A 22,386-nucleotide genomic window follows, 5' to 3' on the forward strand; every position below is an offset into this window, starting at 1 on the left:
GACCATAAGCACAGTGGTGTTCTGCGAAGCTCTTGTACAGTCGCGCCCCGGCGATCAGCGCCTGACTCCCCTAGACCCAGCGCCGCAGCAGCACCGAGTCCCAGCCGCCCAGGCAGGGAGGCGCCCCCACGTGGCCGGACGAGGGCTGGACAGCCGGATCCGCGGCCTGCAGCAGCCGCCGGGCACCCGACCACTCCCCCGCGTCCAGGCCCTCGGCGGCCAGCGCCTCCCACAGGCCACCCTGCCCCTCCAGCACCAGCTCCTCGCGCGCGCACTGGGCGATGAGCAGGAGCTGCTCACGCCCGGTCCGCGTCTCCAGCTCGCGCAGCACCACCCAGGCGGTGGGGTGGTCGGCAGCCAGCAGGCGGAAGGTCCCCAGGGCCAGTACCTCGTCGTCGTGACGCAGGGCGATGAGCGCCCGGTAGTGCTCGAAGACCGACCCCGCCACCCCGACCTGGGCGGCGGCGTTGACCTCCCGGTACCCCGGAGTCACCGGCATCCACGGCAGGCCGGTGGTGAACCCGGCGTGTTCGGCGTCGGACCACTGCACCGGGGTGCGGGCGTTGTCCCGCGAGCTGACACGCATCGCCAACAGCAGCGCGGCCGGGTCCTCCCCCACACCGACCCGCTCGTGGAAGTAGTTGACCGACTCCAGGTCCCGGTAGTCCTCGATCCGCTCCAGGACGGTGTTGACCATTCCCAGCTCCTCGCCCTGGTAGACGTAGGGCGTGCCTCGGTGGGCGTGGAGGATGCTGGCCAGGGTCTTGGCGGACAGCTCTCGCCAGGCCGGGTCGTCGTCACCGAACCGGGAGACGGCGCGCGGCTGGTCGTGGTTGTCCCAGTACAGGGAGTTCCAGCCGGTCTCTACCAGGTGCCCCGATGCGGGGGCAGCGCCCGCTGCCGTCCCGGCACCGCCACCTTCTGCCACGGCCTGCGGAGCCAGCCCCTCCTGCCAAGAGGCCAGGTTGCGCCTGAGAGCCACCAGGTCCACCGGTACCGGGTCGAACTTGCCGCCGCTTCCCTCGGCCAGGCCCATGTGCTCGAACTGGAAGACCATGTCCAGCTCACCGCGCCCGGGCCCGGTGTAGAGCCGCGCCTGCTCACGGTCCACCCCAGGCATCTCACCGACCGTGATGACGTGGCCCGGCCTGGGGGCAAAGACCTCCCGGCTCATCTCCGCCAGGAACTCGTGGATACGCGGACCGTTGGCCGCAGCAGCCAGCCCCGAGCCGTAGAGCTGCCCCTCCCCCAGAGGGGCGTCGGCCAGCGGGTAGGTCTTGGAGACCAGGTTGATGACGTCCATGCGGAAGCCGTCCACGCCCCGGTCCAGCCACCAGGTCATCATGTCGTAGACAGCCCGGCGGACCTGCGGGTTCTCCCAGTTGAGGTCAGGCTGCTTCGGGGAGAACAGGTGGAGGTAGAACTCACCGCTGGCCTGGTCCCAGGCCCAGGCGGACCCGGAGAAGGCCGAGCCCCAGTTGGTGGGCTCGGTACCGGGCTGCCCCGGCTCCAGCCCCTCCACCTGGCGGGCAGGCCGCCAGATGTACCAGTCGCGCCGGGCCGAGGCAGGTGAGGACCGGCTGTCGCGGAACCACTCGTGCTCGTCGCTGGTGTGGTTGACCACCAGGTCCATGACCAGGCGCATGCCCCGCTGGTGGAGGCCCGCGATGAGGGTGTCCAGGTCCTCCAGGGTCCCGAACAGGGGGTCGATGTCGCGGTAGTCGGAGATGTCGTAGCCGTTGTCGTCCTGTGGGGAGCGGTAGACGGGGCTGAGCCAGACCACGTCCACGCCCAGGGCGTCCAGGTAGTCCAGGCGGGAGGTGATACCCGGGATGTCGCCGTACCCGTCGCCGTTGGTGTCCTGGAAGGAGCGCGGGTAGACCTGGTAGACGACGGCGCGGCGCCACCAGTCCTCCTCGGTGCCGACGTGCCGGGCGGAGACGACCAGGGGCGGGACGGTGAGGCTCATGGGGGTCCTTCTACAACGGTGGAGAGGGCAGGGCTGAGGGCGCTGGGCCAGCCCGACGGACAGCCGATTCTGCCAGACTTGCTGCACGTCTTCAGCCTTCGAACCTGGCCGTGTAACCGGCCGACTCTCATGTTCCTGCGGTTACGTCCTGCGAGCAGCCACCAAGGACGTGCGCCTCACACACCTTGGACGCCCTGTGCGCCCTCGGGGTGCGCCGCGCGTCCCGCTGTACGTAGCGCCCCTCAAGAGGTCTGGCCTCGCGCCCTCGGGGTGCGCCGCGCACCCCGAGGTGCGACCCTTCTGCCATGACCTCCCCGCTGTCGCGCGGCCCCAGCACCCCGCGCCCGGCCCCGGCCCGTCCGCAGGCCCTGGTGACCGGCCCTACCTACCGGTTCACGGTGCTCACCAGCCGACTCATCCGCATGGAGTACTCCCCCACCGGGGCCTTCACCGATGCCGCCACCCAGCTCGTCACCACCCGCGACCTGGGTGAGCCGCCCGCCTTCCGTGTCATGACCGGGCCGGACCGGGTGGAGGTCGTCACCGAGCACCTCCACCTCACCCACGTGCCCTCCCTGGGCTTCACCCGCTCCGGGCTCAACGTACGTCTGCGCCGGGCCAGCGCCGCGCCCCACGGCGGCGCCTGGTACCACGGTGACACCTGGGACCCTGCGGAAACCTTCCCGACCAACCTGGGCGGCACCACCCGCACCCTTGACGAGGTTGACGGGCGCGCGGCCCTGGACCCGGGCCTGCTGTCCCTGACCGGGATCGCGGTGCTGGACGACTCCGCCTCCCTGCTTCTGACCCACGACGAGTGGGTCGAGCCCCGCGCCTCAGGCTGCGGCACCGAGGGCGGGGACAGCAGCGGCGTCCCCCGGGAGGGTTCCGCCGACGACCCCCGCAGCACCCACCTCAGCAGCTCCCGCAGCGGCTTTCAGGGCACTGCCCAGGAGCTCCACCAGGCAGCCCAGGCAGCCCAGGACCTCTACCTCTTTGGCTACGCCCAGGACTACCGTGCCGCCCTGAACGACTTCTTCCGCCTCACCGGTCCCAGCCCGCTCATCCCCCGGGCGCTGCTGGGCAACTGGTGGAGCCGCTACCATGCCTACAGCGCCGAGGAGTACCTGGCGCTCATGGACCGCTTTGCCGCCGAGGGCCTGCCCTTCTCCGTGGCCGTCATCGACATGGACTGGCACCTGGTTGACATCGATCCGGCGATCGGCACGGGGTGGACGGGCTACACCTGGAACCATGACCTCTTCCCGGACCCCCGCTCCTTCCTGGAGGCCCTGCACCAGCGCGGGATGCTGGTCACCCTCAACGTCCACCCGGCCCAGGGCGTGCGCCGCCACGAGGAGGCCTACCAGGCGGTGTGCCACGACCTGGGCCTGGACCCGGCGGCCGGGGAGGACGTCCCCTTCAGCATCGCGGACCGTGACTTCGTACGAGCCTACCTGGAGCACGTGCACCACCCCCTGGAGGAGCAGGGCGTGGACTTCTGGTGGTTGGACTGGCAGCAGGGAGGTACCACGACCCTCCCCGGGCTGGACCCCCTATGGATGCTCAACCACGTCCACTACCTCGACTCCGGCCGTCAGGGGCGCCGCCCGGTCACCTTCTCCCGCTATGCCGACCCCTCCAGCCACCGCACACCGGTCGGCTTCTCCGGGGACACGGTCGCCACCTGGGACTCCCTGCGCTTCCAGCCGGAGTTCACCGCGACGGCAGCCAACATCGGCTACTACTGGTGGTCCAACGACATCGGCGGGCACATGCTGGGCCAGCGCGACGACGACATGGCCGCCCGCTGGGTCCAGCTGGGCTGCTTCTCCCCGGTCAACCGACTGCACTCCACCTCCTCGGAGTTCAACTCCAAGGAGCCGTGGCGCTACCGCCGCGACGCGCGCGCCACCATGGGCGCCTACCTGCGGCTGCGCCACCGTCTGGTCCCCTACCTCTACACCTGGGCCAGGCGCTCGGTGGTCGAGGGCGTTGGCCCGGTACGCCCCCTCTACCACGACTACCCGGACCAGGCGGGTGCCTACGAGCTCCGTCAGACCTTCCTCTTCGGGGACCTGCTGGTTGTCCCGTTCACCAGCCCCCTGGACCCCGTGACGGGCCTGGGACGTGAGCCTGCCTGGCTACCGGAGGGTGTGTGGTACGACCTGCCCACGGGACGCCGTTATGACGCAACCACCCCGGCCGGTGAGGATAGCGGGCGCAGGCTCGTCCTTTCCAGGCCTCTGGAGCGCACCGTGGTCCTGGCGCGTGCGGGCAGCGTCATCCCTCTGGCAGGCAGCGTGGACGAACCCGCGTCCCACAATCCGCGCGAGCTGGAGCTGGTGGTCCTCCCTGGTGCCGACGGTAGCACCGTCCTGGAGGAGGACGACGGCTCAGCGGCTCCCGGGCCGCAAGCCGTGGCCCGCACGGTGATCGAGCTGGAGTGGCCGGGCAGCCAGGCGACGGACTGCAAGGAGCCGGGCACCCAGGTGACAGCGGGTGCTACGACAGGTCACCAGGGGCGGGCTGTCGTGCGTGTCCGGCTTGAGGGAGCCGCCCACGTGGTGCCGCAGGCACGGCACCTGAAGCTGCGGCTTCTAGCGGGCTCCTGCTCGGGGGCGGTACTGCGGCACGCACAAGGCCACACCCCCGGCCCTGCCGAGCCCACAGGGCTCACAGGACCTTCAAAGCCCTCCAAGCCCTTAGAGTCCTCGGGGCTGCCCGTGAGGCAGGTCGAGGCCGACGGCTTCACCCTGGGCGCGGGCACTGAGGTGGACCTGGGCTGGCTGAGCGCCCAGGAGCTGGTTGACGGCGTGGAGGTGGTGCTAGCCGACGCCGTACAGGCTCCGGCACCCTGGCCTCAGGAGGTCTACAACCTACTGGAGGCGGCACAGCTGCCCTACGAGGTCAAGGACCGCTCCTGGGCGGCGGTGCAGCGGGGGCTGAGCGGGGCCGCGCTGCTGGCCGAGCTGGAGGCCGTGGGCCTGCCCGACTCCCTGCGCAGCGCGGTCGCTGAGGTGCTGTAGCTGAGGTGCTGTAAGGTGTGAGCGAGCACCAGGCGAACACCGTCAGCGCATCTGGCCCCATGGAGTTGGCCGCAGACCGTGCCGTGCTCTGCCCCCGTGCACCCCGGCCTGCCGACGAGGCCCAGGGCTCTCCGGCCTTCCGCGACCTTACCTGTGCTCGTCGCACTCAGCCCAGGCACAGCGGCCTGAAGACGCGCGCCTAAGCTACGCCTTAAGAGTCCAGGCGGACAACGACGTCACGGTGCCGGGTTCCCGGGACACCAGTGGCGGTGATACTGACCTCCTGGACCGAGCCGTTCGTCCTGCGCAGCCTGACCCGCACAGCACGGGTGGGCTCTGTGCTGCCCACCGCCTCCGCCATCAGGGCGTGCAGCTCCACCAGGTCCTCCGGCGAACCGTCAACGAGCCCCCTGAGGCCCCCGACGTAACCGAGACGCTCCCGCCGCCACGACGGTGACGTCATGAGAACATCGAGTGTCATCGCATCGACGACCGCCATCGGCTCCCTGGCCAGCCCCATGACCCCGTGCAGCACGTCGTCAACCCGGGCCGCACTGTCGTCCTGCTCAAAAGCCATGTCGCGGAAAGTCTCAGGCACCTCATAGCTCAAACCCAGCAGAACGATCTTGTCGTCATTGGGAGCAACCGGAGCGGCCGTGCCGACCGAGCGCAGGTGGCGCCTTCCCCGTACGGGCGAGCCGTAGCCTGTCACTACATGGTAGGTGAGATACCTGTACACACCCGCCGTGCCTGGCAGCCCGTCACGAATCCCGTCCCGGATTGACCGGTTGACCCGCATCTGGTCCGCCTGGTCGACCAGCTCGTTGGCCCACTCACCCACCTCCCAGTAGCCCCGCTGCTGCTGGGCCGCACCCGGGTCGACGTCGTAGATGAGAAAGAGGTTACGGTCCCAGTAGGTACGTCTGCGCGGGGTGGGCTCACCGTCCTCGTCCCGCTCGATCTCCCACTCCCACGAGCCCACCAGAGGGAGGTCAGGAATACTAGCCTCGGCGGGGAAGACTCCCGCCAGCACACCAACAGTCCTGGCTGAGCGGGGCGAGCCTACCGGGTGCAGCCTGACGACCCACTGGGTCCCGGCATGCGAGACCTCCTCGCGGACATGCTTGGCGTCCTGGGCGGCTCGGGCCACCCGCCCCTCATCCAGAAGCAGCCGACGCGTCAGGGAGCGGGAGACCTTGCGTGCCGAGACAGGCCCGCAGGGCTGGTCGTCAACGAGCACCAGCCGCCTGAGGTCCTGGCCGCAGAACAGTCCCCAGGAACCAACGTCGAACGGTATAGACACCCTGTCAGGTCCTTTCCTTGTCCCTTGTCCAGCCCGGCCTGACACGGCCCGGCAGAATGTGCCCACGGCATGCCGCTCCTGCGTGGCACGTCCGGCACAGCCCAGGTAGTAGAGTAACGAAAGAACAACGAGTCAGGACTTGTACCCCTGCGTCGGCAGACGGCAGGCGGTGTCCGGTGCGTTGGTAGACGACACACGGTATCCGCCGCCCTCCTGCCGGAGGAGGCTGAGACCACGTGACATTTCTGAGTTGCGCCCGCCACGCCCGTCTCTGCGGCGCAGGACGGCCTGCCGGCGCCCGGGAACTCCCTGTTTCGCCTATTGCGGCATACCCCGCTTCCTCCTTCCCCGGACCTGCGCCGTGGCAGCCGTCCGCAGCGCGCCGCCCACCACCGCGGCAGCATGCACCTCCCTCGCTCCGGCGGACCTCGGTCCCAGCCGACCTCAGCAGCCACAGCATCCCCATGCGGGAGCGTCAGCCGCTACAGCCTGCAGGGTGGGAACTGGGCACCGGCACAAGCGGGTTCAGCCACGCGCGTCAGCACCACCCACCACCGCTGACGGTCGCGCGCCCCGACAACACCCCCACGACTTCCACGACGCGGACCCAACGAGCCGACAGCCACGACACGACCCCCACGGAGGACACCATGCCACTGACCATCACCCCCCTCCAGGACACCCGGAGCCCGGGGGACACCACCCAACCCTCCAAGGAGCCCAGCCACCTGTGGCAGGGCACGATCGACTCGATGAGCGCCATGGTCATCGTGTTCCCGGACAACAGCACCGACGGCCGCGCCCGCAGCGACATCTACAACCTCTACCTGGCCAACGACGAGCGGCCCGCCGCCACCCTGGAGGTCGATATCGACACTACCCGCGTCGTGGGACGCACCGGGTTCGGCTCCGCCCTGCCCAGCGGGCACACCGCCATCGACGCCCTCACCGAGATCGTGCGCACCCACCGTGCGATCGTCATGGACCACGTGAAGTAGGTGGAAGCAGCCTACGGGGAAAGCCCCCGCCAGCCTCTGTGACCGTGCAGCCACCGACGTGCCAGACGCCTCATCCGTCCCCGATTCACCGCCCAAACAACCGGGTGGCAGAATGGCTGGACGACGCCCCGCCCGGCGTCATCCAGTCCAGGAGAGAGATGGCAGACCAGTCAGAACCAGCCACGAGCGGCTCCGCCCCAGTGGGAGCCGCGCAGGCCTCAGCGGAGCCCGCTAGCGGAGCCAGTACAACCGGCCAGGCTGGCACGACACAGGGCATGACCTTCCGCCCGGACCGACGCTTCTGGGTGGTCTATGGCTGCCTCATGCTGGTGATGTTCCTGTCCGCCATGTACCAGACCGTGGTGGCCACCGCCCTGCCCACCATCGTGGGAGACCTGGGCGGGGTCTCGCGCATGTCCTGGGCCATCACCGCCTACACCCTGGCCCAGACGGTGGCAATGCCCGTCTACGGCAGGCTCGGCGACACCATAGGGCGCAAGCCCCTCTACCTGGTGGCCATCGCCCTGTTCGTGGGCGGCTCGGCACTGTGCGGCACATCGACGAGCATGGAGATGTTCGTCGCCTTCCGGTTCCTCCAGGGGCTGGGCGGGGGCGGGCTCATCATCTCCTCCCAGGCCATCACCGGGGACCTCATCCCGCCGCGGGTACGCGCCACCTACACGGCCCCGCTGGGTGCCATGTTCGGCCTGGCCTCGATCCTGGGGCCGCTGCTGGGCGGATGGCTCACCGACGTCCTGAGCTGGCGGTGGGTCTTCTGGTTCTTCCTCCCCTTCGGTACCGCCGCCTGGGTCCTGGTCGCGCTGAACCTGCAGCTGCCGCGGCGCCACGTACGCGTGCGTATCGACTGGCTGGGCCTGGCCCTGGCCAACACCGGAGCGGTCGGCACCGTGCTCATCGCTACCTGGGGAGGTGCCCTCTACCCGTGGAGCAGCCCGGTGATCCTGGGGCTGGGTCTGCTGACCCTCCTGGCCTGGGGCGCGCTCCTCCCGGTGGAGAGGCGCGCCGCCGAGCCGATCATGCCCCCCTCCATCCTCACCAACCGGACCTTCGCGGTCGCCACGGTCGTCTCAGTCCTAGCCCTGGGCTGCCTGTTCGGTATCAACGGGTACCTGCCCACCTACCTGCAGATGGTCTACGGTGTCTCCGCCTCCGCCTCCGGCCTGCTGCTGGTGCCCGGGGCCGCGGGGATGGTGATGGGCTCCATGCTGTCGGGCGCGCTGGTCACCCGCACGGGCCGCTACCGGCTCTACCCGGTCGTGGGCAGCCTCCTGGGTGCGGCGGGGATGGCTGTCATCGGCCTGGCCAACCAGGCGACGCCGCTGTGGTGGATGTGCGCGGGAGTATTTGTCCTCAGCCTAGGCATAGGCCTGTTCTTCCAGCTGATCGTCCTGGTCATCCAGAACGCGCTGCCCGCCTCCGTCCTGGGCACCGCCACCAGCGCCAACAACTTCTTCCGCGAGATCGGGGTCTCCCTGGGCAACACGATCGTCGGCGTCGTCTTCACCTCCCGGCTCACCTCCGCCCTGACCGCAGCGGGGCTCAGCTCCCAGGACTCCTCCAGCCTGACCCCGCAGGCGGTCAGGGAGCTGGGTCCGGCGGTGCACGCCAGTGTCGTCAGCGCCTACGTGGACAGCCTGTCCCCCGTAGTGCTGGCTCTGGTCCCGGTGCTCCTGCTGTCCGCCCTGGTCGCCCTGGGCTTCGAGGCGATCCCCTTGTCAGCCAGAACCGGCCTGGAGCAGCGTGAGCTGGAGAAGGCGCTCACCGCCGACCCGACGCCCCTGGCCGGGGATGTGCCCCTGACCGGAGACGAGGCGCAGCCTGAGGCAGGTCAGAGAACGCCCGAGGCGTGACCCAGGAGCGCCGGACAGGCTCCAGCCCTGCCGCCCTGAACGGGCGGGACGTACAGCGGCCTCTTCCGGGGCGCTGTCCCGTCGCAGTCTGCTGCCTGGCAGGCAGAGCACGAGATCATCACCGAACCACCGCGTCGCAGATCACCTACCATGACACGACCTCCGAACCCATAATAGGCGGCATGTATCTGCGCGGTAATGGTTCCCACTGGCGTCACAGAACTGCTGCCACGGCCCTCCTGGCCGCTGCGACCCTTACCCTGAGCACTCTTCTCCCAGTCTCACCGTCACAGGCAGGGGAGACCAGAGGTACCAGTGCCCCCGGGGACGCTGCGGGCACCAGCAGTAGCGACAGCGGCACCAACGTCACCACCCCGGCCCTGTACCCCGCGCCCCAGTCCCTCACCTGGGAGGGCCCGCAGGTGGACCTGACCGGCGCCGTAGAGCTCGTCACTGTCGGTGACGCAGCAGACGCGGACACAGCGGACGGTGACGCAGCAGACGCCGTCACGCTGGTGCGGGAGCTGGTCACCGGCTCCGGCGGCACGCTGAGCACCCCAGGTACTCCAGAAAGCCCGGCTGTCGCGGACTCCGAGGCCTCAGCCCCAGCGGGCGCCTCCCCCGCAGCCCGGGTCGTAGTGGGGACCGCCGGTCCTGACGCCTCCGGCTACCTTGAGGGAGACAGGGCAGTGCCCGAGCACGAGGAGGGCTACCTGCTGGCCACCACGACCGCTGCTGACGGGCTTCCCACCGTCGTGGTCCTGGGCGGCGGTCCCGACGGGCTCTTCTACGCCGCCAGGACCCTGGGAGAGGTCACCCGGGACGGTGTCGTGGCCGGGATCCAGGCCACCGACGAGCCTGCGATGGACGTGCGAGGCGTGGTGGAAGGGTTCTACGGGATCCCCTGGAGCCACGAGGCCCGGCTGGACGCCCTGGACTACATGGCTCGGTGGCGGATGAACACCTACGTCTACGCCCCCAAGGACGACGTCTACCTGCGTGACCAGTGGCGCGAGCCCTACCCCGACGAGGAGCTGGACCGCCTGGCAGAGCTGGTGCAGCACGCTCGCTCCCGTCACGTGGAGCTTGTGGTGGCCCTGTCCCCCGGCGAGGACATCTGCTACTCCTCCCAGGACGACCTCACGGCTGTGGAGGCCGTCTTCGACCAGCTGGGAGAGGCGGGGGTGGACAGCTTCTACCTGGCCCTGGACGACACGCCACAGTCCCTGGAGTGCGAGGCGGACCGGGAGGTCTTCACCGACCCTGACCCCTCCGTCGCGCTGGCTACCGCACAGGCCCACCTCCTCAACCATATCCAGACCGACTACGTCGAGGGCAACGGCCTCCCGGACCTGTGGACAGTCCCGACCGAATACACGGGAACACAGGCCACGGCCTACACCACCGCCTTCGGCCAGGCCCTCGACGACGCCGTGCAGGTCCAGTGGACCGGGGAGGCCGTGGTCACCGACAACCTGACCACCCAGCAGGCCGCCCAGGCCGCCCGCAACTACGACACCACCAGCCTGGTGGTGTGGGACAACTTCCCCGCCAACGACGGGGACAACCAGTCCCGCCTCTTCCTGGGAGCCGTGCCCGCCCGCGACACCACCCTGGCGAGTGCCATCACCGGGATCACCACCAACCCCATGATCCAGCCCTACGCCTCCCGGCTGGCGCTGGCCGAGTACGCCAGCTACTCCTGGAACCCCACGGCGCACGACCCCCAGGCAGCGCGTGACACCGCGGTCGCCGACCTCGTCGGCGAGGACTCGGGCCCGGTCTGGGAGACGGCGCAGGCCTTCATCGACGTCCACAGGCCGTGGGAGTTTGCCGCCTGGGAGGCGACCGAGACCTGGGAGGAGGTCAACGCCGTCACGCAGGCGCTGGACACCGATGACGACACCGCGCTGGGCGACAGCGCCGCCCGGCTGCGCTCCCGCCTGGCACTGCTGCGTGACGCGCCCACGACCCTGGCCTCCATGGAGGAGAGGGGCTTCTATGACGACGTCAGCCCCTGGGTCGAGGCGACGTCCGACTGGGCCGAGGCCGGGCTCGCTGCCGTGGACCTCCTCATGGCACTGCGTGCCGAGGACACTGCCACCGCTCAGGCGGCCAGCACGACCATGGACCAGGCCGTCTCCCGGGCGGAGCAGCCCCGTGTTGCCTCGCTGAAGGGGACGAGCGTGGTCGAGGACGCCGTAGTGCCCCAGCTCGGCGAGACCGCGCTCAGCGAGCTGGTAGACTACGCCGCTGCCGCCTGGCAGGCTCGCTAGCCGCGCGCCCCAGGGAGCAGGTCAGCCCCGTGGTGCCAGCTCCTCCCCTCGCTTTCGCTCAGCCGTTTTATCAGATAGCATCCGGGACGTAGCAGCGACAATGCCGGTACCCGTAGGAGATTGCCCCAGGCGGTACTCATTCCTCCCACCCACAAGGAGTGCTGATGCCTACCTTGACAAGCAGGCTAGCGCGCATGCTGCTCATGCGGGCAACCAGCAGTGACAGCACTGGGGACGCCGGACGCGTGGAGGAGCAGGAGGACGCGCTGGACAGGCTCGTGTGGCCGGAGGTCCTGTCCATGGAGAACCTGGCGGACGCCGTGGGCCGGGCCTGCGGCATGAACGTCGTGCTCAACCCGATCCCCAGCGAGCTACAGAGCGCCGAGGTCAACGGCGTGACCGTGTCCGTGGGCGCCACGGCCATGGTCTACTACGACTCCCGGCTGTCACCGCTCAACCGTACCCAGACGATCCTGCACGAGCTCGCCCACGTCCTGCACGGTGACATCTGTGCCGAGCACACCACGGCGAGCTGCCGGACCACGTTTGGCAGCGTACGGGAGCGGCGCGCCGAGATCACCGCCATGCGCATGATGTTCGAGGTCTACCGACGTAACCGCAACTCGACCGTCCTCAGCTTCCTCGTCGGCAGGGCGGGAGCCAACCGGTAGTCCTGCGACCCCCTGCCTGGGCACGCAGGAACCGCCTGCCCAGGTTGCCGCGACGTCACGCCCGTAACGAGGCCTGCTCACGTCCAGGCCGCCGCACCAGCTCAGAGCCGAGCGCAGCAGGCGGGGTGCGGCGGGGCAGCAGTCCCCGCGTGGGCAGCATCCAGGCGGTGGAGCCAGAGGCCTGGGACCACCAGCAGGCACTATGCCCGCCTGGAGCTGCTACCCGACACTCGTTCGTTGGGAATGGAAATATTTCTACTGCTGTGACATCATCGAGATGATGAAGTCAGCAGCGCCTCCTCAGTGCGTCCCGAGCCGACCCAGGCGCGACGCCGAACCTGGGGCGCCTCCTCGCAAAGGAGGTAACACAGCCCACACAGCGACACTCACCACGCCCGCCGACCCGCCTGCCCCTACCCACCAGCCCCTCACCGCACGACGACTGAGGTCCTACCTGCCACTGACACCACACACCTTGGAGCTACTGAGCACATGAGCAGTCACCACGATCTTGCCCACGCGGCGCACCTTGTTGACGACCTTCTCACCGGGGCAGGTGCCACCCGGGAAGAGCGTCAGGCGATTGCTGACCACCTGACCGGCAGGAACCACCTGGCTCTTCACGGCCCCTCCCAGGACCCCTGGACACTGACCACCGCCCTCGCCCACGCCTGGCACACCTACTCCCGGCGCACGGACCTTCCCGCCCCGGCGCTCCTGACGATCCTTGACGGAGAGTGCGACATGGTCTCCACCTACGTCGACACCGAGACCGCCACCCAGATCCTCCAGGACGGCGAGGACACGCCGACTCCCGACCAGGTGGCAGACCTTGTGCACTGGCTGGAGAGGGAGGACCTCTGGCGTGACGAGGTCACCGCGGCCCAGCTCCGGGCCGCCTGGGCCAGGTACCGCGCACAGCACCCCACCACCCCCGGAACCACCCACCGACGCACGACTGGTCCCGTAGACCCTGTTGGCCCCGTAGACCCTGTAGACCCTCCCACCCCGCTGAGGCCCAGGCCCTCCCCCGCTCACGGCAGGGCTCTGTCCTGCGATCAGACCACTCAGACCCTGGCCACAGGTGCGTAGCGCAGCATCAGGCGCTTGGTCGTCACCGCCCCGGCGACGGTGAACTCCACCCGGGCTGTCAGGGAGCGGCCCGCGCCCTCCAGACCAACCACGGTCCCGATCCCGTAGGAGTCGTGACGAACCTGGTCGCCCACCCGCAGGCCGGCTACTGCTGCTGGCAGCGCCTCGTCCTGAGACCGCCCTGCCTCGTCACCGGCGCCCACGCGACCTCTCTCCTGCTGCCCTGAGCGGCCCCGAGGACGGCCTGGGCTGCCGTCCAGACGAGTCGGCCGACCACGCCTAGCCGCCCGCTCAGCCCGGCGGGCCTCGGCGCGGTCCTTGGCTGTCTCCACCCGTCCCAGACGCCCGGTGCGGCGGTTCCCCGACCCGACCGGGGGCGCGAAGTCGTCCTCGTCAAGGTGGGCAGGACTCTCCCCGGGCTCCCCGCCACGGTCGGCACCTGCCCGTCTTCCCGGACCCCCACGAGCGCCACGGCGGCCGGAGCCGTAGCCGCCCTCTCCCCAGCTGGAGCCCCAGCCAGTGCTGTCGCTGTACAACGCCACGGTGTCCGAGGCCAGTCTCCTCCAGTCCACGACCTCGGCCGGAAGGTCGTCCAGGAACCGGGAGGCAGGCATGGCCTGAGTCGTCCCCCAGGCACTGCGCACGGCAGCACGGGTAAGGTAGAGCCGCTCGCGGGCACGAGTCAGCGCCACGTAGGCCAGGCGGCGCTCCTCAGCCAGGTCGGCCTCCTCGCTCAGGGAGCGGACGTGAGGGAAGGTGCCGTCCTCCATGCCAGTGACAAAGACCACCGGGAACTCCAGCCCCTTGGCAGTGTGTACGGTCATGAGAGTCACCTGCCCTTCCGGGAGGCCTCCTGTGCCTGCCTCGTCCGCGTCGGGGAGCTGGTCGGAGTCGGACACCAGGGAGACTCGCTCCAGGAAGTCCGCCAGGGTTCCTGTCGGGTTGGCAGCCTGGAAGTCGGAGGCCACCGAGTGCAGCTCAGCCAGGTTCTCCACCCGGGTGGCGTCCTGAGGGTCGTCACTGGCTCGCAGCTCAGCCAGGTAGCCGGAGGCGTCCAGGGCCGAGTCAAGCACCTCGGCCACCCCCTGCCCCTCGCCCAGCATCTGGCGCAGGGAGACCAGCAGCTCGTGGAAGCCACGCACCTGGTTGCGGGCGCGAGTCGTCAGGCCTTCCACAACCGGCGGCTCGTCATCGCCCTGCCGGGCGGGATCCTCACGCGGCACGCCGGCGGCGTCGGCAACGGCCCGGCCGAAGGACACCGCGTGGCGGGAGGCGTGCTCAGCCAGGGCCGCCTCCGCCTTGTCCCCCAGGCCCCGCCTGGGGACGTTGAGGATGCGGCGCAGGTTGACGTCGTCGTCGGGGTTGTCCACGGCGCGCAGGTAGGCGATGGCGTCCTTGACTTCGCGCCGCTCGTAGAAACGGGTACCCCCGACGACCTTGTAGGGCTGTCCGGAGCGGACGAAGACCTCCTCCAGGGCGCGGGACTGGGCGTTGGTGCGGTAGAAGACGGCCACCTCCGCTGGCCGCACGCCGTGCTCGTCAGCCAGTCGGTCGATCTCCTGGCTGACCCAGCGGGCCTCGTCGTGCTCGGAGTCGGCCACATACCCGGTCACAGGTGCGCCGTCGCCGGAGCTGGTCCACAGGTTCTTAGGACGGCGGCCGCTGTTGCGGGAGATGACCGTGTTGGCTGCGGTCAGGATGTTCTGGGTGGAGCGGTAGTTCTGCTCCAGCAGGATCGTGCGCGCGCTGGGGTAGTCCTGCTCGAACTCCTCGATGTTACGGATCGTGGCACCACGGAAGGCGTAGATGGACTGGTCGGAGTCGCCCACCACCGTCAGCTCGCCCGCCGGCAGGGGCGAGCCCTCCCCGGAGGTGCCCGGGCCGCCGACCAGCTCACGCACCAGCACGTACTGGGCGTGGTTGGTGTCCTGGTACTCGTCCACCAGCACGTGGCGGAAGCGACGCCGATAGGCCTCGGCCACGGCGGGCTGGGTCTGGAGGAGGGCGACGGTACGCATGATGATGTCGTCGAAGTCCAGGGCGTTGGCCGCCGCCAGGCGCTGGGCGTAGGCCTGGTAGACCTCTACCAGGTGGCGCTCCATCGGGTTGGTGGGTTGGGCCGTGCGGGCGAGCTCCTCGGGGGTGACCAGCTCGTTCTTCAGGTCGGAGATGCGGTGGGCAAAGGTCTTGGGGGTGAAGCGTTTGGGGTCGATGCCCAGCTCCCGCACGATGAGGGTGATCAGGCGGGTGGAGTCTGCGGCGTCATAGACAGAGAAGGTCGAGCGCAGGCCGGCCGCCTCGTGGCTGCGGCGCAGGATACGCACGCAGGCGGAGTGGAAGGTGGACACCCACATGCGCTCCCCCGCAGGTCCCACCAGGGCGGTGACCCGCTCACGCATCTCGGCGGCGGCCTTGTTGGTGAAGGTGATCGCCAGGATCTCCCCGGGACGCGCCCGACCGGTGGCGATGAGGTGGGCCACACGGTGGGTGAGCACGCGGGTCTTGCCCGAGCCGGCCCCGGCGATAATAAGCAGCGGAGAGCCCGAGTGCGTGACCGCCTGCGCCTGGGCGGGGTTGAGTCCCTCGACCAGGCTGGCGGGGTCGGCCACGGTGACCCCCCAGGGCACGCGTGGCGCCCCCGTGTGCCCCGCGTACCCCGTGCGCACGGTGCCGACGGCGCCCACTGGCTCCCGGCCGGCCGTCGCGCCCCCAGCGCTGCCCGCACCGGGGCGCACCAGCCCTTCTGCGCCCCCCGTGGCAGCAGCCGCTGCCAGGTCGGCCTCAGCCCGCTCAGACCACTCGGCCTGGGCGCGGGCTGCTGACGCGTCCGCCTGGGCGCGGGCCACGAGGCCCGCCGTGACCGCCTGGCGCTCTTCCCAGGAGAGGGGCGCGGTGCCACGGTCCTCGGCAGGCTCCCCGCCGTGGTCGGCAACAGGGCCTGCGCCCCGAGTCCTGACGGGGTACTCCCCAGTCCCCGTACCACGGGCCCCGCCGGGTAGGTCCTCGCGCACCCAGTCCTGCGGTCCCCCCTCCCCCGGCTCCAGGTCCTCCTCGTCGGGGGGCTCCACGTCGGCCCAGGAGTCGTCGTCAAAGGTAGCCAGGGAGGGCAGGGCGGCCTCGGCGGGCGGGGAGGTGCGGCTTGTCCCGGGCATGGACAGGTTGCCGAAGAGGGCGTTCGTCGCGTGAGTCATGGCAGGCCAAGCCTAGGCCACGTGCTACCCAGCGGCCCACCAGCACTCGCGCGGGCGAGGCCAGCGTCGCAGAGCACTTGGGCAGCATGAGGACCCCGTGAGCGCTCGCACGGGCGACGCACCTCGTCGGGCCCACGGACGTACCTGTCCAGGAGGACCTGGCCCTGCCCCGAGCCTGTCCCGCACCTTTGCGCGGAGTCTTCTGAGAGAATTGAGCCATGACTGTTGCCGCTGCAGCCGATCCGGATGCCATCAGGGATGCCTGTAGGCGTTTCGGTGTGGCGCGGCTCAGGATCTTTGGCTCAGCCGTGACCGGGACCTTCGACCCGACCACCAGCGACCTCGACTTCCTCGTCGATTTCCAGGAGGACCGAGACAGTCGCTTCGAGGACTTCTTCGGTCTGCAGGAGGCCCTGGAGCACGTTGCAGGCCGTCCTGTGGATCTCGTGACGACAGACTCCCTGCGAAACCCCTACTTCCGGGAGTCGGTCCTGGCTACAGCGGAGGACGTCTATGCGTCATGAGAGCGCCGCCTACCTGTGGGGGGCTGCCGAGGCAGCCCGGTCGGTGATCACGTTCCTTGACGGTGTCAGCTGGGACCAGTTCACCCAGGACGCGATGCGGCGCTCCGCAGTTGAGCGTCAGCTTGAGATACTCGGCGAGTCACTCAACCGGGTACGTCGAACGGATCCGCGGATAGCAGCGCAGATCCGGGATGTGAGCCGCATAGTCGGGATGCGGAACATTCTTGCGCACGAGTACGGGACCGTTGACGCCCGACTCGTCTACGAGGCGGGGACACGAAAGGTTCCGACCCTGCTGCCACAGATCGAGGCGTTGCTCCCCGCCAGCAGCGACGGCTGAGCACACCACCGCCACTCCTCTCCCGGTTTGGACGCACGAGGTCATGAGCTGGCAGGCAGCCCGGGAGCGGATCCGGAAGCAGGTAACAGGCAGCCACCCCCTTGCTGCACATCTTCAGCCTGCTCCTTCCGTGGGGATCCCCGGAATCCCGCGCCAGCCGGTTAACGGAAACCGCGTGCAGGACGTCGAAGATGTGCAGCAGCGCATGGTCGCACGCGGCCCGGGACCGCACCGGCCTGAGACAGGTCAGCCACTCTTTGACAGTATGCTGTCAATGCCAGTACGGTCCCAGCATGCCTGAACGGACCGCTCTGACTACCCAGTCCTCACACGTCACCTCACGCGTCATCGCCCTGTACACCACTGACACCATGGCGGACTGGGAGTACGCCTACCTGACCACCCAGGTCACCACCGCGGAGAGCATCCGCCCCGGCCGCTTCCGCCTGCTGCTCGTCGGTGACGGCCTGGAGCCGGTGACCTCCCTGGGAGGTCTGCCCATCACGCCGTCCGCAGATCTCAGCGAGCTCACCACCCTGACGGAGGAGGGCCGTCTTGCCGCCCTGGTGGTCCCGGGCGGGGAGACCTACGCCCAGGGGCACGAGCGGCTCACCGCAGCCGTCCAGGACCTGCTGGAGCGCGGCGTCTCCGTCGCCGCCATCTGTGGCGGCACCTTCCTCCTGGCACGCCACGGGGTCCTCGACACGCGCTCCCACACCTCCAACAGCAAGGGGTACCTGGAGGCCAGCGGCTACCGTGGCAGCCCACGCTACGTGGAGACCCCTGTGGTCACCGACCAGGGGGTCACCACCGCCTCCGGCATCCACGCAGTTCCCTTCACCGCCGAGGTCACGCGGGTCAGTGGCGTGCTACCCACCGCAGTCGCCGACGCCTGGGAGCGCCTCTACCTCACCGGGGACGCACGTCACTACGAGGAGTTGGCGGAGGTGACCCGTGCCTGGCAGGAGTCCTGAGGGAGACGCACTGACAGAGCTGGTCCTGCCGGTCTTCGAACTGGGCGGAGAACTCCTCGCCGCAGCAGCCATGATGACCGCGCACCACGAGCTGACGCCAGCCCGCTGGCGTGTCCTGGGTGCGGTGCTGGAGGAGCCGCTGAGCGTCGCCCAGGTCGCCCGCCGCGTAGGCCTGGGCCTGTCGCGCCAGAGCGTCCAGCGGGTAGCCAACGACGTGGTGGCCCAGGGCTGGGCAACCTGGCAGCCCAACCCCGCCCGACGTGGTCAGAACCTCCTCGTGCTCACCGACCGTGGGCGCGAGGCTGTCCAGGCGCTCGCCGCCGAGCAGCACGCGTGGGCCGACGCCGTCGGTGCCGAGGTCGGCGAGGAGGATCTGCACCTCGCGCTCGACCTGGTGCGCCAGATCACCGCAGCATCCCGTCGGTACCGTGAGGACAACGGCTGAGGCGCTCCTGTCAGGACTCCCCACGCATCCTGGCAAGGTTGTATCCGGAGCGGGCGTGCAGCAGCACCCCTGCCGTCACTGAGACGTTGAGGGACTCCACGGCCTCATTCATGGGGATGGAGACGGTCGTGGCAGCCAGGTGGCGCGCCTGCTCGGAGGCTCCCACCGTCTCGGCACCGAGCAGCAGGGCCTGCGGAGCGCTGCGTGCGGCCACCTGGTCCAGCCCCGTACCACCGGCGGTGTCCAGCAGCACGACGTCCATCCCGGCCTGGTTGACCAGCTCGGAGACCTCCTCCCACGTCATGAGGGCCACCGGCAGCGAGAACACGTAGCCGCGGCTGGCCCGGATCAGCCGACGATCGGTGATGCTGCGCAGACCGGAGTCCACTAGCACCACGCCCGCAGCCCCGAAGGCGTAGGCGCTGCGCACGATCGCGCCGATGTTGCCCACGATCCGAACGCCGTCGAGGATGAGGACGTCACGGCCGGGCGCCTGGAGCCGCTCGATGCCCGGAGGCGGGGGCACCCGCGCTACGCCGAACACGTCCGGGCGCTTGTCCGACCTGAAGAGCTCGGTGGCCAGGGCAGCGCTCATGACGGTCACGGGGACACCAGCCTGCTCGCAGGACTCGACAACCCCGCGCGGCGGCTCCACGGAGTCCAGGACGTAGACGCCCAGGAACCGCAGCCCCGCGCCCAGGGCGGCCAGAAGGGGCTCCTCGTCCTCGATGAGGACTGACTTGCCGGGTGACACCGACGCCTTCGCCAGGTCGGCGATGCGCTGGGCCTGTGGCGCGGAGCGGTCGGTGAGGGTCGCGTAGTCGGTCACGGTCTCGGTCCTCCTGGACGCGGGCGGTCGGTGGTGCCAGCCAGCAGCGCCACTGTGAGGGGCAGCCGACAGGCGGCTGACGGGCAGCAAACAGGTTACGTGTAGGCGCGCGCCTTCTCCGGCACCTTCTCCCGGAGCACCCAGTGTCCCGAGACGGCTCTGACCGGCACCCGCCTCAAAGTGCCCGGGTCTCGCTGATCACGAAGTGCTGCTCGCGGCGGCTGATGAGCCACTTCCCGTCACGGAGCACCAGGGTGTCGGTGTAGCGGATGGAGTGGTCAGTCAGCACATCCTTGCCGTCAACCTCCTGGACCAGCAGGGCCTTGCCGTAGTGGACATCAGTAGCGGTGCCCCCGTCAACAGTGATCACCTGCTGCCCATTGATGTGGTAGGCGGTCTTGACCCCCGCCATGGCCGCGCCAAAGCGCTCGACGAGCGTGTCCGCACCGTCGAACTCCATCATGACGGAGCCGTCAGCGGCATAGACGACGACGTGCGCGTCCGGCGTGAACAGCTTGGCCTGCTCGGAGACGTCCACCTCCAGGGCGGCAAAGCGGTCGATGACCTCGCGGATTGCGTCCTTGTGCTCCAACGGTGTTGTCATGGTGTTCCTTTGCTGTCTTGACAATCTTGACAATCTTGAGAATCTTGACAATATGGTCGCGCCCATATCTCCTCCGGCAGGCTCCCTTCCTGCTGCCAGCCCTGCGCCCGCTCTTCCAGCCGTCAGCCCCGGTCTGGGTGCTGGCAGGGCGGCGTCCCTCGCGCCCGGGTCACCACCCTGCCGCCTGCCCAGCGGCTGGGCAGAGTGGTGGAGCGACGCTCTCGGCCGCCCCTTGCACCAGTCCCTGCCGCACGGCGACGACCTCCTTAACCAGCCGCGCCGTTCACGCTCACCTGCCAGCCACTCGGGCGACATCCTCCTGGACGCGGGCGGGCTCCTCGGTCAGCGCCACGTTGTTGGTGTCCAGCACGCCGTCCAGGGAGCCCGGCTCGTCAGCGCGCGTGGCGGCTAGCAGCGCCTCAAAGTCGGTGACCGGGGAGCCGGAGGCGCTGAAGACCTCCACCGTGCGGCGGGAGCCGGAGGGGTTGAGTGCCCCCTCCAGGAGCACCTGGGCGATGTGGTGGCGGTCCACCCCGGGCTGGCCCGTGACCAGGTCACCCTGGCGCAGGTCGATCCTGCGGTCCCCGGACCCCTGGTAGTCGAACCAGCCGGGGCGCACGATCGTGTAGGACAGGCCGCTGGCCCGCAGCAGGCGCTCGGCCCGCCGCTTCCACTCCACAAACTCATACCCGGTCACCGTCGCGGAGTGTGAGGCGTTCATGGTGGTCATGAGGCTGACGTGGGTGGTGGGCTGTCCCAGTGCGTCCAGCGCGTCGATGACGGCGCGCACCACGTCGTAGAAGGTGGCGCCGCCCCTCCCGTCAGAGTCGGTGCCGTGGGTGAGGACGACAGCATCCGCCCCGGTCAGCACTGGGCACAGGGCATCGACATCACTCGGCGAGGCCTCGACGACCTCCGCGCCCCGAGGCAGCCGACGACGGGCGCGAGAGGCGCTGCGGGTCTGGGCACGCACCGTGGCCTCGCGGGCGAGCGCCTCCTCGACGACAACCCGGCCCACCTGGCCGGTGGCTCCAATGATGAGAACGGTTGTCATAGTCCTTCTCTCCTTGAGGTAGGTCTGCTGATGGCGTGGCCGCAGCCGGTCGCTCGAGCCCTGCACACGGCTACTGCCCCGAGGACGGAAGACACGGAAGACCTGGCGCGGCAGACCTCCGAGGACCTCGATGCAGGGCAGCCTGGTTGGGCTCCTTGCTGAGCCTCCCACCTCCAGGAGCCAGGATCCAGGCCCTCCCGCACCCCCGCTGCGTGTACCCCCGGCACGGCTGACGACCCACGGTCTCACCGCGCCCGCCACCACGGCCGCCGTGGTCAGCGGGCGAGCCTGGCGCCACGCAGGTAGGAGGCGGTACGCAAGGCGATCGGGAAGGGGGCGTCAGGGTGGCAGGGATACATGTCCTGCTCCACGATCACGAAGATCTCCGGGTCCAGGCGCCACATCTCACGAGTGATGGACTCTGCCGTGGGCACGCCACCCGGGGGCTCACAGATCGCGCCGAGCTGGACCGCGTCGTAGAAGCCCAGGTCCTTGTCGCGCACCACCGACATCTTGGCCGGGTCAACCTGCTTGAAATGAATGTACTCCACGCGCTGCGGGTAGCGACGGATGATCTCGGCGGAGTCGCCGCCGCAGTACTCGATATGGCCGGTATCCAGGCACAGGCCCACGACCTGCGGGTCCGTGGCCTCCAGCCACTTGTAGGTCTGCTGCTGGGTCTCCACGTGGGAGTCGGCATGCGGGTGGAACACGGAGCGCAGCCCGGTCTCCTCCCTGACGACCCGGGCGACCTCCTCTGTGGCCCTCACCAGCTGGGCGAACCCGTCCTCGTCCAACTGCCTGTCCTCGACGAGCTCACCGGAGAGCAGGTCGCGGTACATCGCGGGCAGCAGTACCAGGTAGGTTGCGCCGACGGCGGCAGCCAGGCGGGCCACGTCCAAGGCGTCCTTGGTGATGGCACTCAGCTCCTCCGCACGGTGGAAGGCGCCACCGACTGTCCCGGCTGAGACCCTGAGGTCACGCTGGGCAAGCTCGTCGGCCAGCCGGGCCGGGTCAGAGGGCAGAAACCCGTAGGGACCAAGCTCCATGTAGCGGTAGCCGGCCTGGGCGATCTCGTCGAGGTAGCGGGTGCTGGTGGTCTGAAGGGGACTGTCAGGCATCCACACTCCCCATGAGTCAGGGGCGGAGCCCAGGCGGGCGCGGGTGACGATCGAGGACATCGTTGTCTCCGTTCTTGAGGTCAGGTCGTCGACGA

17 protein-coding genes are annotated in these 22,386 nt (G+C 69.5%); 10 read left to right on the forward strand and 7 right to left on the reverse strand.

Annotated elements, in window-relative coordinates:
- Nucleotides 1–70 precede the first annotated feature (70 nt).
- Nucleotides 71–1,969: an alpha-glucosidase gene (locus tag D4740_RS05035; protein WP_119835840.1), complete on the reverse strand. Its 1,899-nt coding sequence runs from the start codon at nt 1,967–1,969 to the stop codon at nt 71–73.
- 305 nt (nt 1,970–2,274) lie between these two features.
- Here D4740_RS05035 and D4740_RS05040 point away from each other — a divergent pair, with 305 nt between their 5' ends.
- Nucleotides 2,275–4,998 (forward strand): TIM-barrel domain-containing protein, encoded by a 2,724-nt coding sequence (locus tag D4740_RS05040; RefSeq protein ID WP_259390665.1) that lies wholly within the window; start codon nt 2,275–2,277, stop codon nt 4,996–4,998.
- Between the two features lie 211 nt (nt 4,999–5,209).
- Here the strand turns inward: D4740_RS05040 and D4740_RS05045 are convergent, their stop codons facing one another.
- Nucleotides 5,210–6,301, reverse strand: a complete 1,092-nt coding sequence (locus D4740_RS05045; protein ID WP_119835841.1) for a hypothetical protein — start codon at nt 6,299–6,301, stop codon at nt 5,210–5,212.
- Between the two features lie 650 nt (nt 6,302–6,951).
- Here D4740_RS05045 and D4740_RS05050 point away from each other — a divergent pair.
- The 5 genes from D4740_RS05050 to D4740_RS05070 all read left to right on the forward strand — a co-directional run bounded on the left by D4740_RS05050 (nt 6,952) and on the right by D4740_RS05070 (nt 13,209).
- Complete coding sequence (locus D4740_RS05050; RefSeq protein WP_119835842.1) at nt 6,952–7,299, forward strand: hypothetical protein; 348 nt, start codon at nt 6,952–6,954, stop codon at nt 7,297–7,299.
- A gap of 158 nt (nt 7,300–7,457) precedes the next feature.
- Nucleotides 7,458–9,170 carry an MDR family MFS transporter gene (locus D4740_RS05055; protein WP_259390666.1) on the forward strand — a complete coding sequence of 571 codons (1,713 nt, stop codon included), beginning with the start codon at nt 7,458–7,460 and terminating at the stop codon, nt 9,168–9,170.
- A 182-nt stretch (nt 9,171–9,352) separates the two neighbouring features.
- Nucleotides 9,353–11,446 carry a beta-N-acetylglucosaminidase domain-containing protein gene (locus D4740_RS05060; RefSeq protein WP_119835843.1) on the forward strand — a complete coding sequence of 698 codons (2,094 nt, stop codon included), beginning with the start codon at nt 9,353–9,355 and terminating at the stop codon, nt 11,444–11,446.
- Between the two features lie 164 nt (nt 11,447–11,610).
- Nucleotides 11,611–12,117, forward strand: a complete 507-nt coding sequence (locus D4740_RS05065) for an ImmA/IrrE family metallo-endopeptidase (RefSeq protein WP_147392845.1) — start codon at nt 11,611–11,613, stop codon at nt 12,115–12,117.
- 492 nt (nt 12,118–12,609) lie between these two features.
- Nucleotides 12,610–13,209 carry a hypothetical protein gene (locus tag D4740_RS05070; protein WP_119835845.1) on the forward strand — a complete coding sequence of 200 codons (600 nt, stop codon included), beginning with the start codon at nt 12,610–12,612 and terminating at the stop codon, nt 13,207–13,209.
- Here D4740_RS05070 and D4740_RS05075 read toward each other — a convergent pair.
- Nucleotides 13,185–16,400, reverse strand: a complete 3,216-nt coding sequence (locus D4740_RS05075; protein ID WP_119835846.1) for an ATP-dependent helicase — start codon at nt 16,398–16,400, stop codon at nt 13,185–13,187. The genes D4740_RS05070 and D4740_RS05075 overlap by 25 nt on opposite strands.
- A gap of 218 nt (nt 16,401–16,618) precedes the next feature.
- Here D4740_RS05075 and D4740_RS05080 point away from each other — a divergent pair, with 218 nt between their 5' ends.
- The 4 genes from D4740_RS05080 (at nt 16,619) to D4740_RS05095 (ending at nt 18,683) form a co-directional block, all read left to right on the forward strand.
- Nucleotides 16,619–16,924, forward strand: a complete 306-nt coding sequence (locus D4740_RS05080) for a nucleotidyltransferase family protein (protein ID WP_119835847.1) — start codon at nt 16,619–16,621, stop codon at nt 16,922–16,924.
- A complete protein-coding gene (locus D4740_RS05085) occupies nt 16,914–17,264 on the forward strand; it encodes a DUF86 domain-containing protein (protein WP_119835848.1) in 351 nt (116 codons plus the stop codon). The genes D4740_RS05080 and D4740_RS05085 overlap by 11 nt, the downstream gene beginning before the upstream one ends.
- A 293-nt stretch (nt 17,265–17,557) precedes the next feature.
- Complete coding sequence (locus tag D4740_RS05090; protein WP_119835849.1) at nt 17,558–18,238, forward strand: DJ-1/PfpI family protein; 681 nt, start codon at nt 17,558–17,560, stop codon at nt 18,236–18,238.
- Nucleotides 18,219–18,683 (forward strand): MarR family winged helix-turn-helix transcriptional regulator, encoded by a 465-nt coding sequence (locus D4740_RS05095; protein WP_119835850.1) that lies wholly within the window; start codon nt 18,219–18,221, stop codon nt 18,681–18,683. Before D4740_RS05090 ends, D4740_RS05095 begins: the two co-directional genes overlap by 20 nt.
- A 10-nt stretch (nt 18,684–18,693) precedes the next feature.
- Here the strand turns inward: D4740_RS05095 and D4740_RS05100 are convergent, their stop codons facing one another.
- The 4 genes from D4740_RS05100 to D4740_RS05115 all read right to left on the reverse strand — a co-directional run bounded on the left by D4740_RS05100 (nt 18,694) and on the right by D4740_RS05115 (nt 22,351).
- Complete coding sequence (locus tag D4740_RS05100) at nt 18,694–19,512, reverse strand: TrmH family RNA methyltransferase (RefSeq protein ID WP_147392846.1); 819 nt, start codon at nt 19,510–19,512, stop codon at nt 18,694–18,696.
- A gap of 175 nt (nt 19,513–19,687) precedes the next feature.
- Nucleotides 19,688–20,116, reverse strand: coding sequence for a nuclear transport factor 2 family protein (locus D4740_RS05105; RefSeq protein WP_119835852.1), 429 nt, complete (start codon nt 20,114–20,116; stop codon nt 19,688–19,690).
- A 289-nt stretch (nt 20,117–20,405) separates the two neighbouring features.
- Nucleotides 20,406–21,170, reverse strand: a complete 765-nt coding sequence (locus tag D4740_RS05110; protein WP_119835853.1) for an NAD(P)H-binding protein — start codon at nt 21,168–21,170, stop codon at nt 20,406–20,408.
- Nucleotides 21,171–21,445: 275 nt separating this feature from the next.
- Nucleotides 21,446–22,351 (reverse strand): TIM barrel protein, encoded by a 906-nt coding sequence (locus D4740_RS05115; RefSeq protein ID WP_119835854.1) that lies wholly within the window; start codon nt 22,349–22,351, stop codon nt 21,446–21,448.
- Nucleotides 22,352–22,386 lie beyond the last annotated feature (35 nt).

Origin of the sequence: Actinomyces sp. 2119 (assembly GCF_003591215.1) — a bacterium.
GTDB classification, from domain to species: domain Bacteria; phylum Actinomycetota; class Actinomycetes; order Actinomycetales; family Actinomycetaceae; genus Actinomyces; species Actinomyces lilanjuaniae.

Coding starts and splice junctions, on each gene's coding strand:
- D4740_RS05035 (WP_119835840.1), bottom strand. CDS start 1,969: ATGAGCCTCACCGTCCCGCCCCTGGTCGTCTCCGCCCGGCACGTCGGC.
- D4740_RS05040 (WP_259390665.1), top strand. CDS start 2,275: ATGACCTCCCCGCTGTCGCGCGGCCCCAGCACCCCGCGCCCGGCCCCG.
- D4740_RS05050 (WP_119835842.1), top strand. CDS start 6,952: ATGCCACTGACCATCACCCCCCTCCAGGACACCCGGAGCCCGGGGGAC.
- D4740_RS05055 (WP_259390666.1), top strand. CDS start 7,458: ATGGCAGACCAGTCAGAACCAGCCACGAGCGGCTCCGCCCCAGTGGGA.
- D4740_RS05060 (WP_119835843.1), top strand. CDS start 9,353: ATGTATCTGCGCGGTAATGGTTCCCACTGGCGTCACAGAACTGCTGCC.
- D4740_RS05065 (WP_147392845.1), top strand. CDS start 11,611: ATGCCTACCTTGACAAGCAGGCTAGCGCGCATGCTGCTCATGCGGGCA.
- D4740_RS05070 (WP_119835845.1), top strand. CDS start 12,610: ATGAGCAGTCACCACGATCTTGCCCACGCGGCGCACCTTGTTGACGAC.
- D4740_RS05075 (WP_119835846.1), bottom strand. CDS start 16,400: ATGACTCACGCGACGAACGCCCTCTTCGGCAACCTGTCCATGCCCGGG.
- D4740_RS05080 (WP_119835847.1), top strand. CDS start 16,619: ATGACTGTTGCCGCTGCAGCCGATCCGGATGCCATCAGGGATGCCTGT.
- D4740_RS05085 (WP_119835848.1), top strand. CDS start 16,914: ATGCGTCATGAGAGCGCCGCCTACCTGTGGGGGGCTGCCGAGGCAGCC.
- D4740_RS05090 (WP_119835849.1), top strand. CDS start 17,558: ATGCCTGAACGGACCGCTCTGACTACCCAGTCCTCACACGTCACCTCA.
- D4740_RS05105 (WP_119835852.1), bottom strand. CDS start 20,116: ATGACAACACCGTTGGAGCACAAGGACGCAATCCGCGAGGTCATCGAC.
- D4740_RS05110 (WP_119835853.1), bottom strand. CDS start 21,170: ATGACAACCGTTCTCATCATTGGAGCCACCGGCCAGGTGGGCCGGGTT.
- D4740_RS05115 (WP_119835854.1), bottom strand. CDS start 22,351: ATGTCCTCGATCGTCACCCGCGCCCGCCTGGGCTCCGCCCCTGACTCA.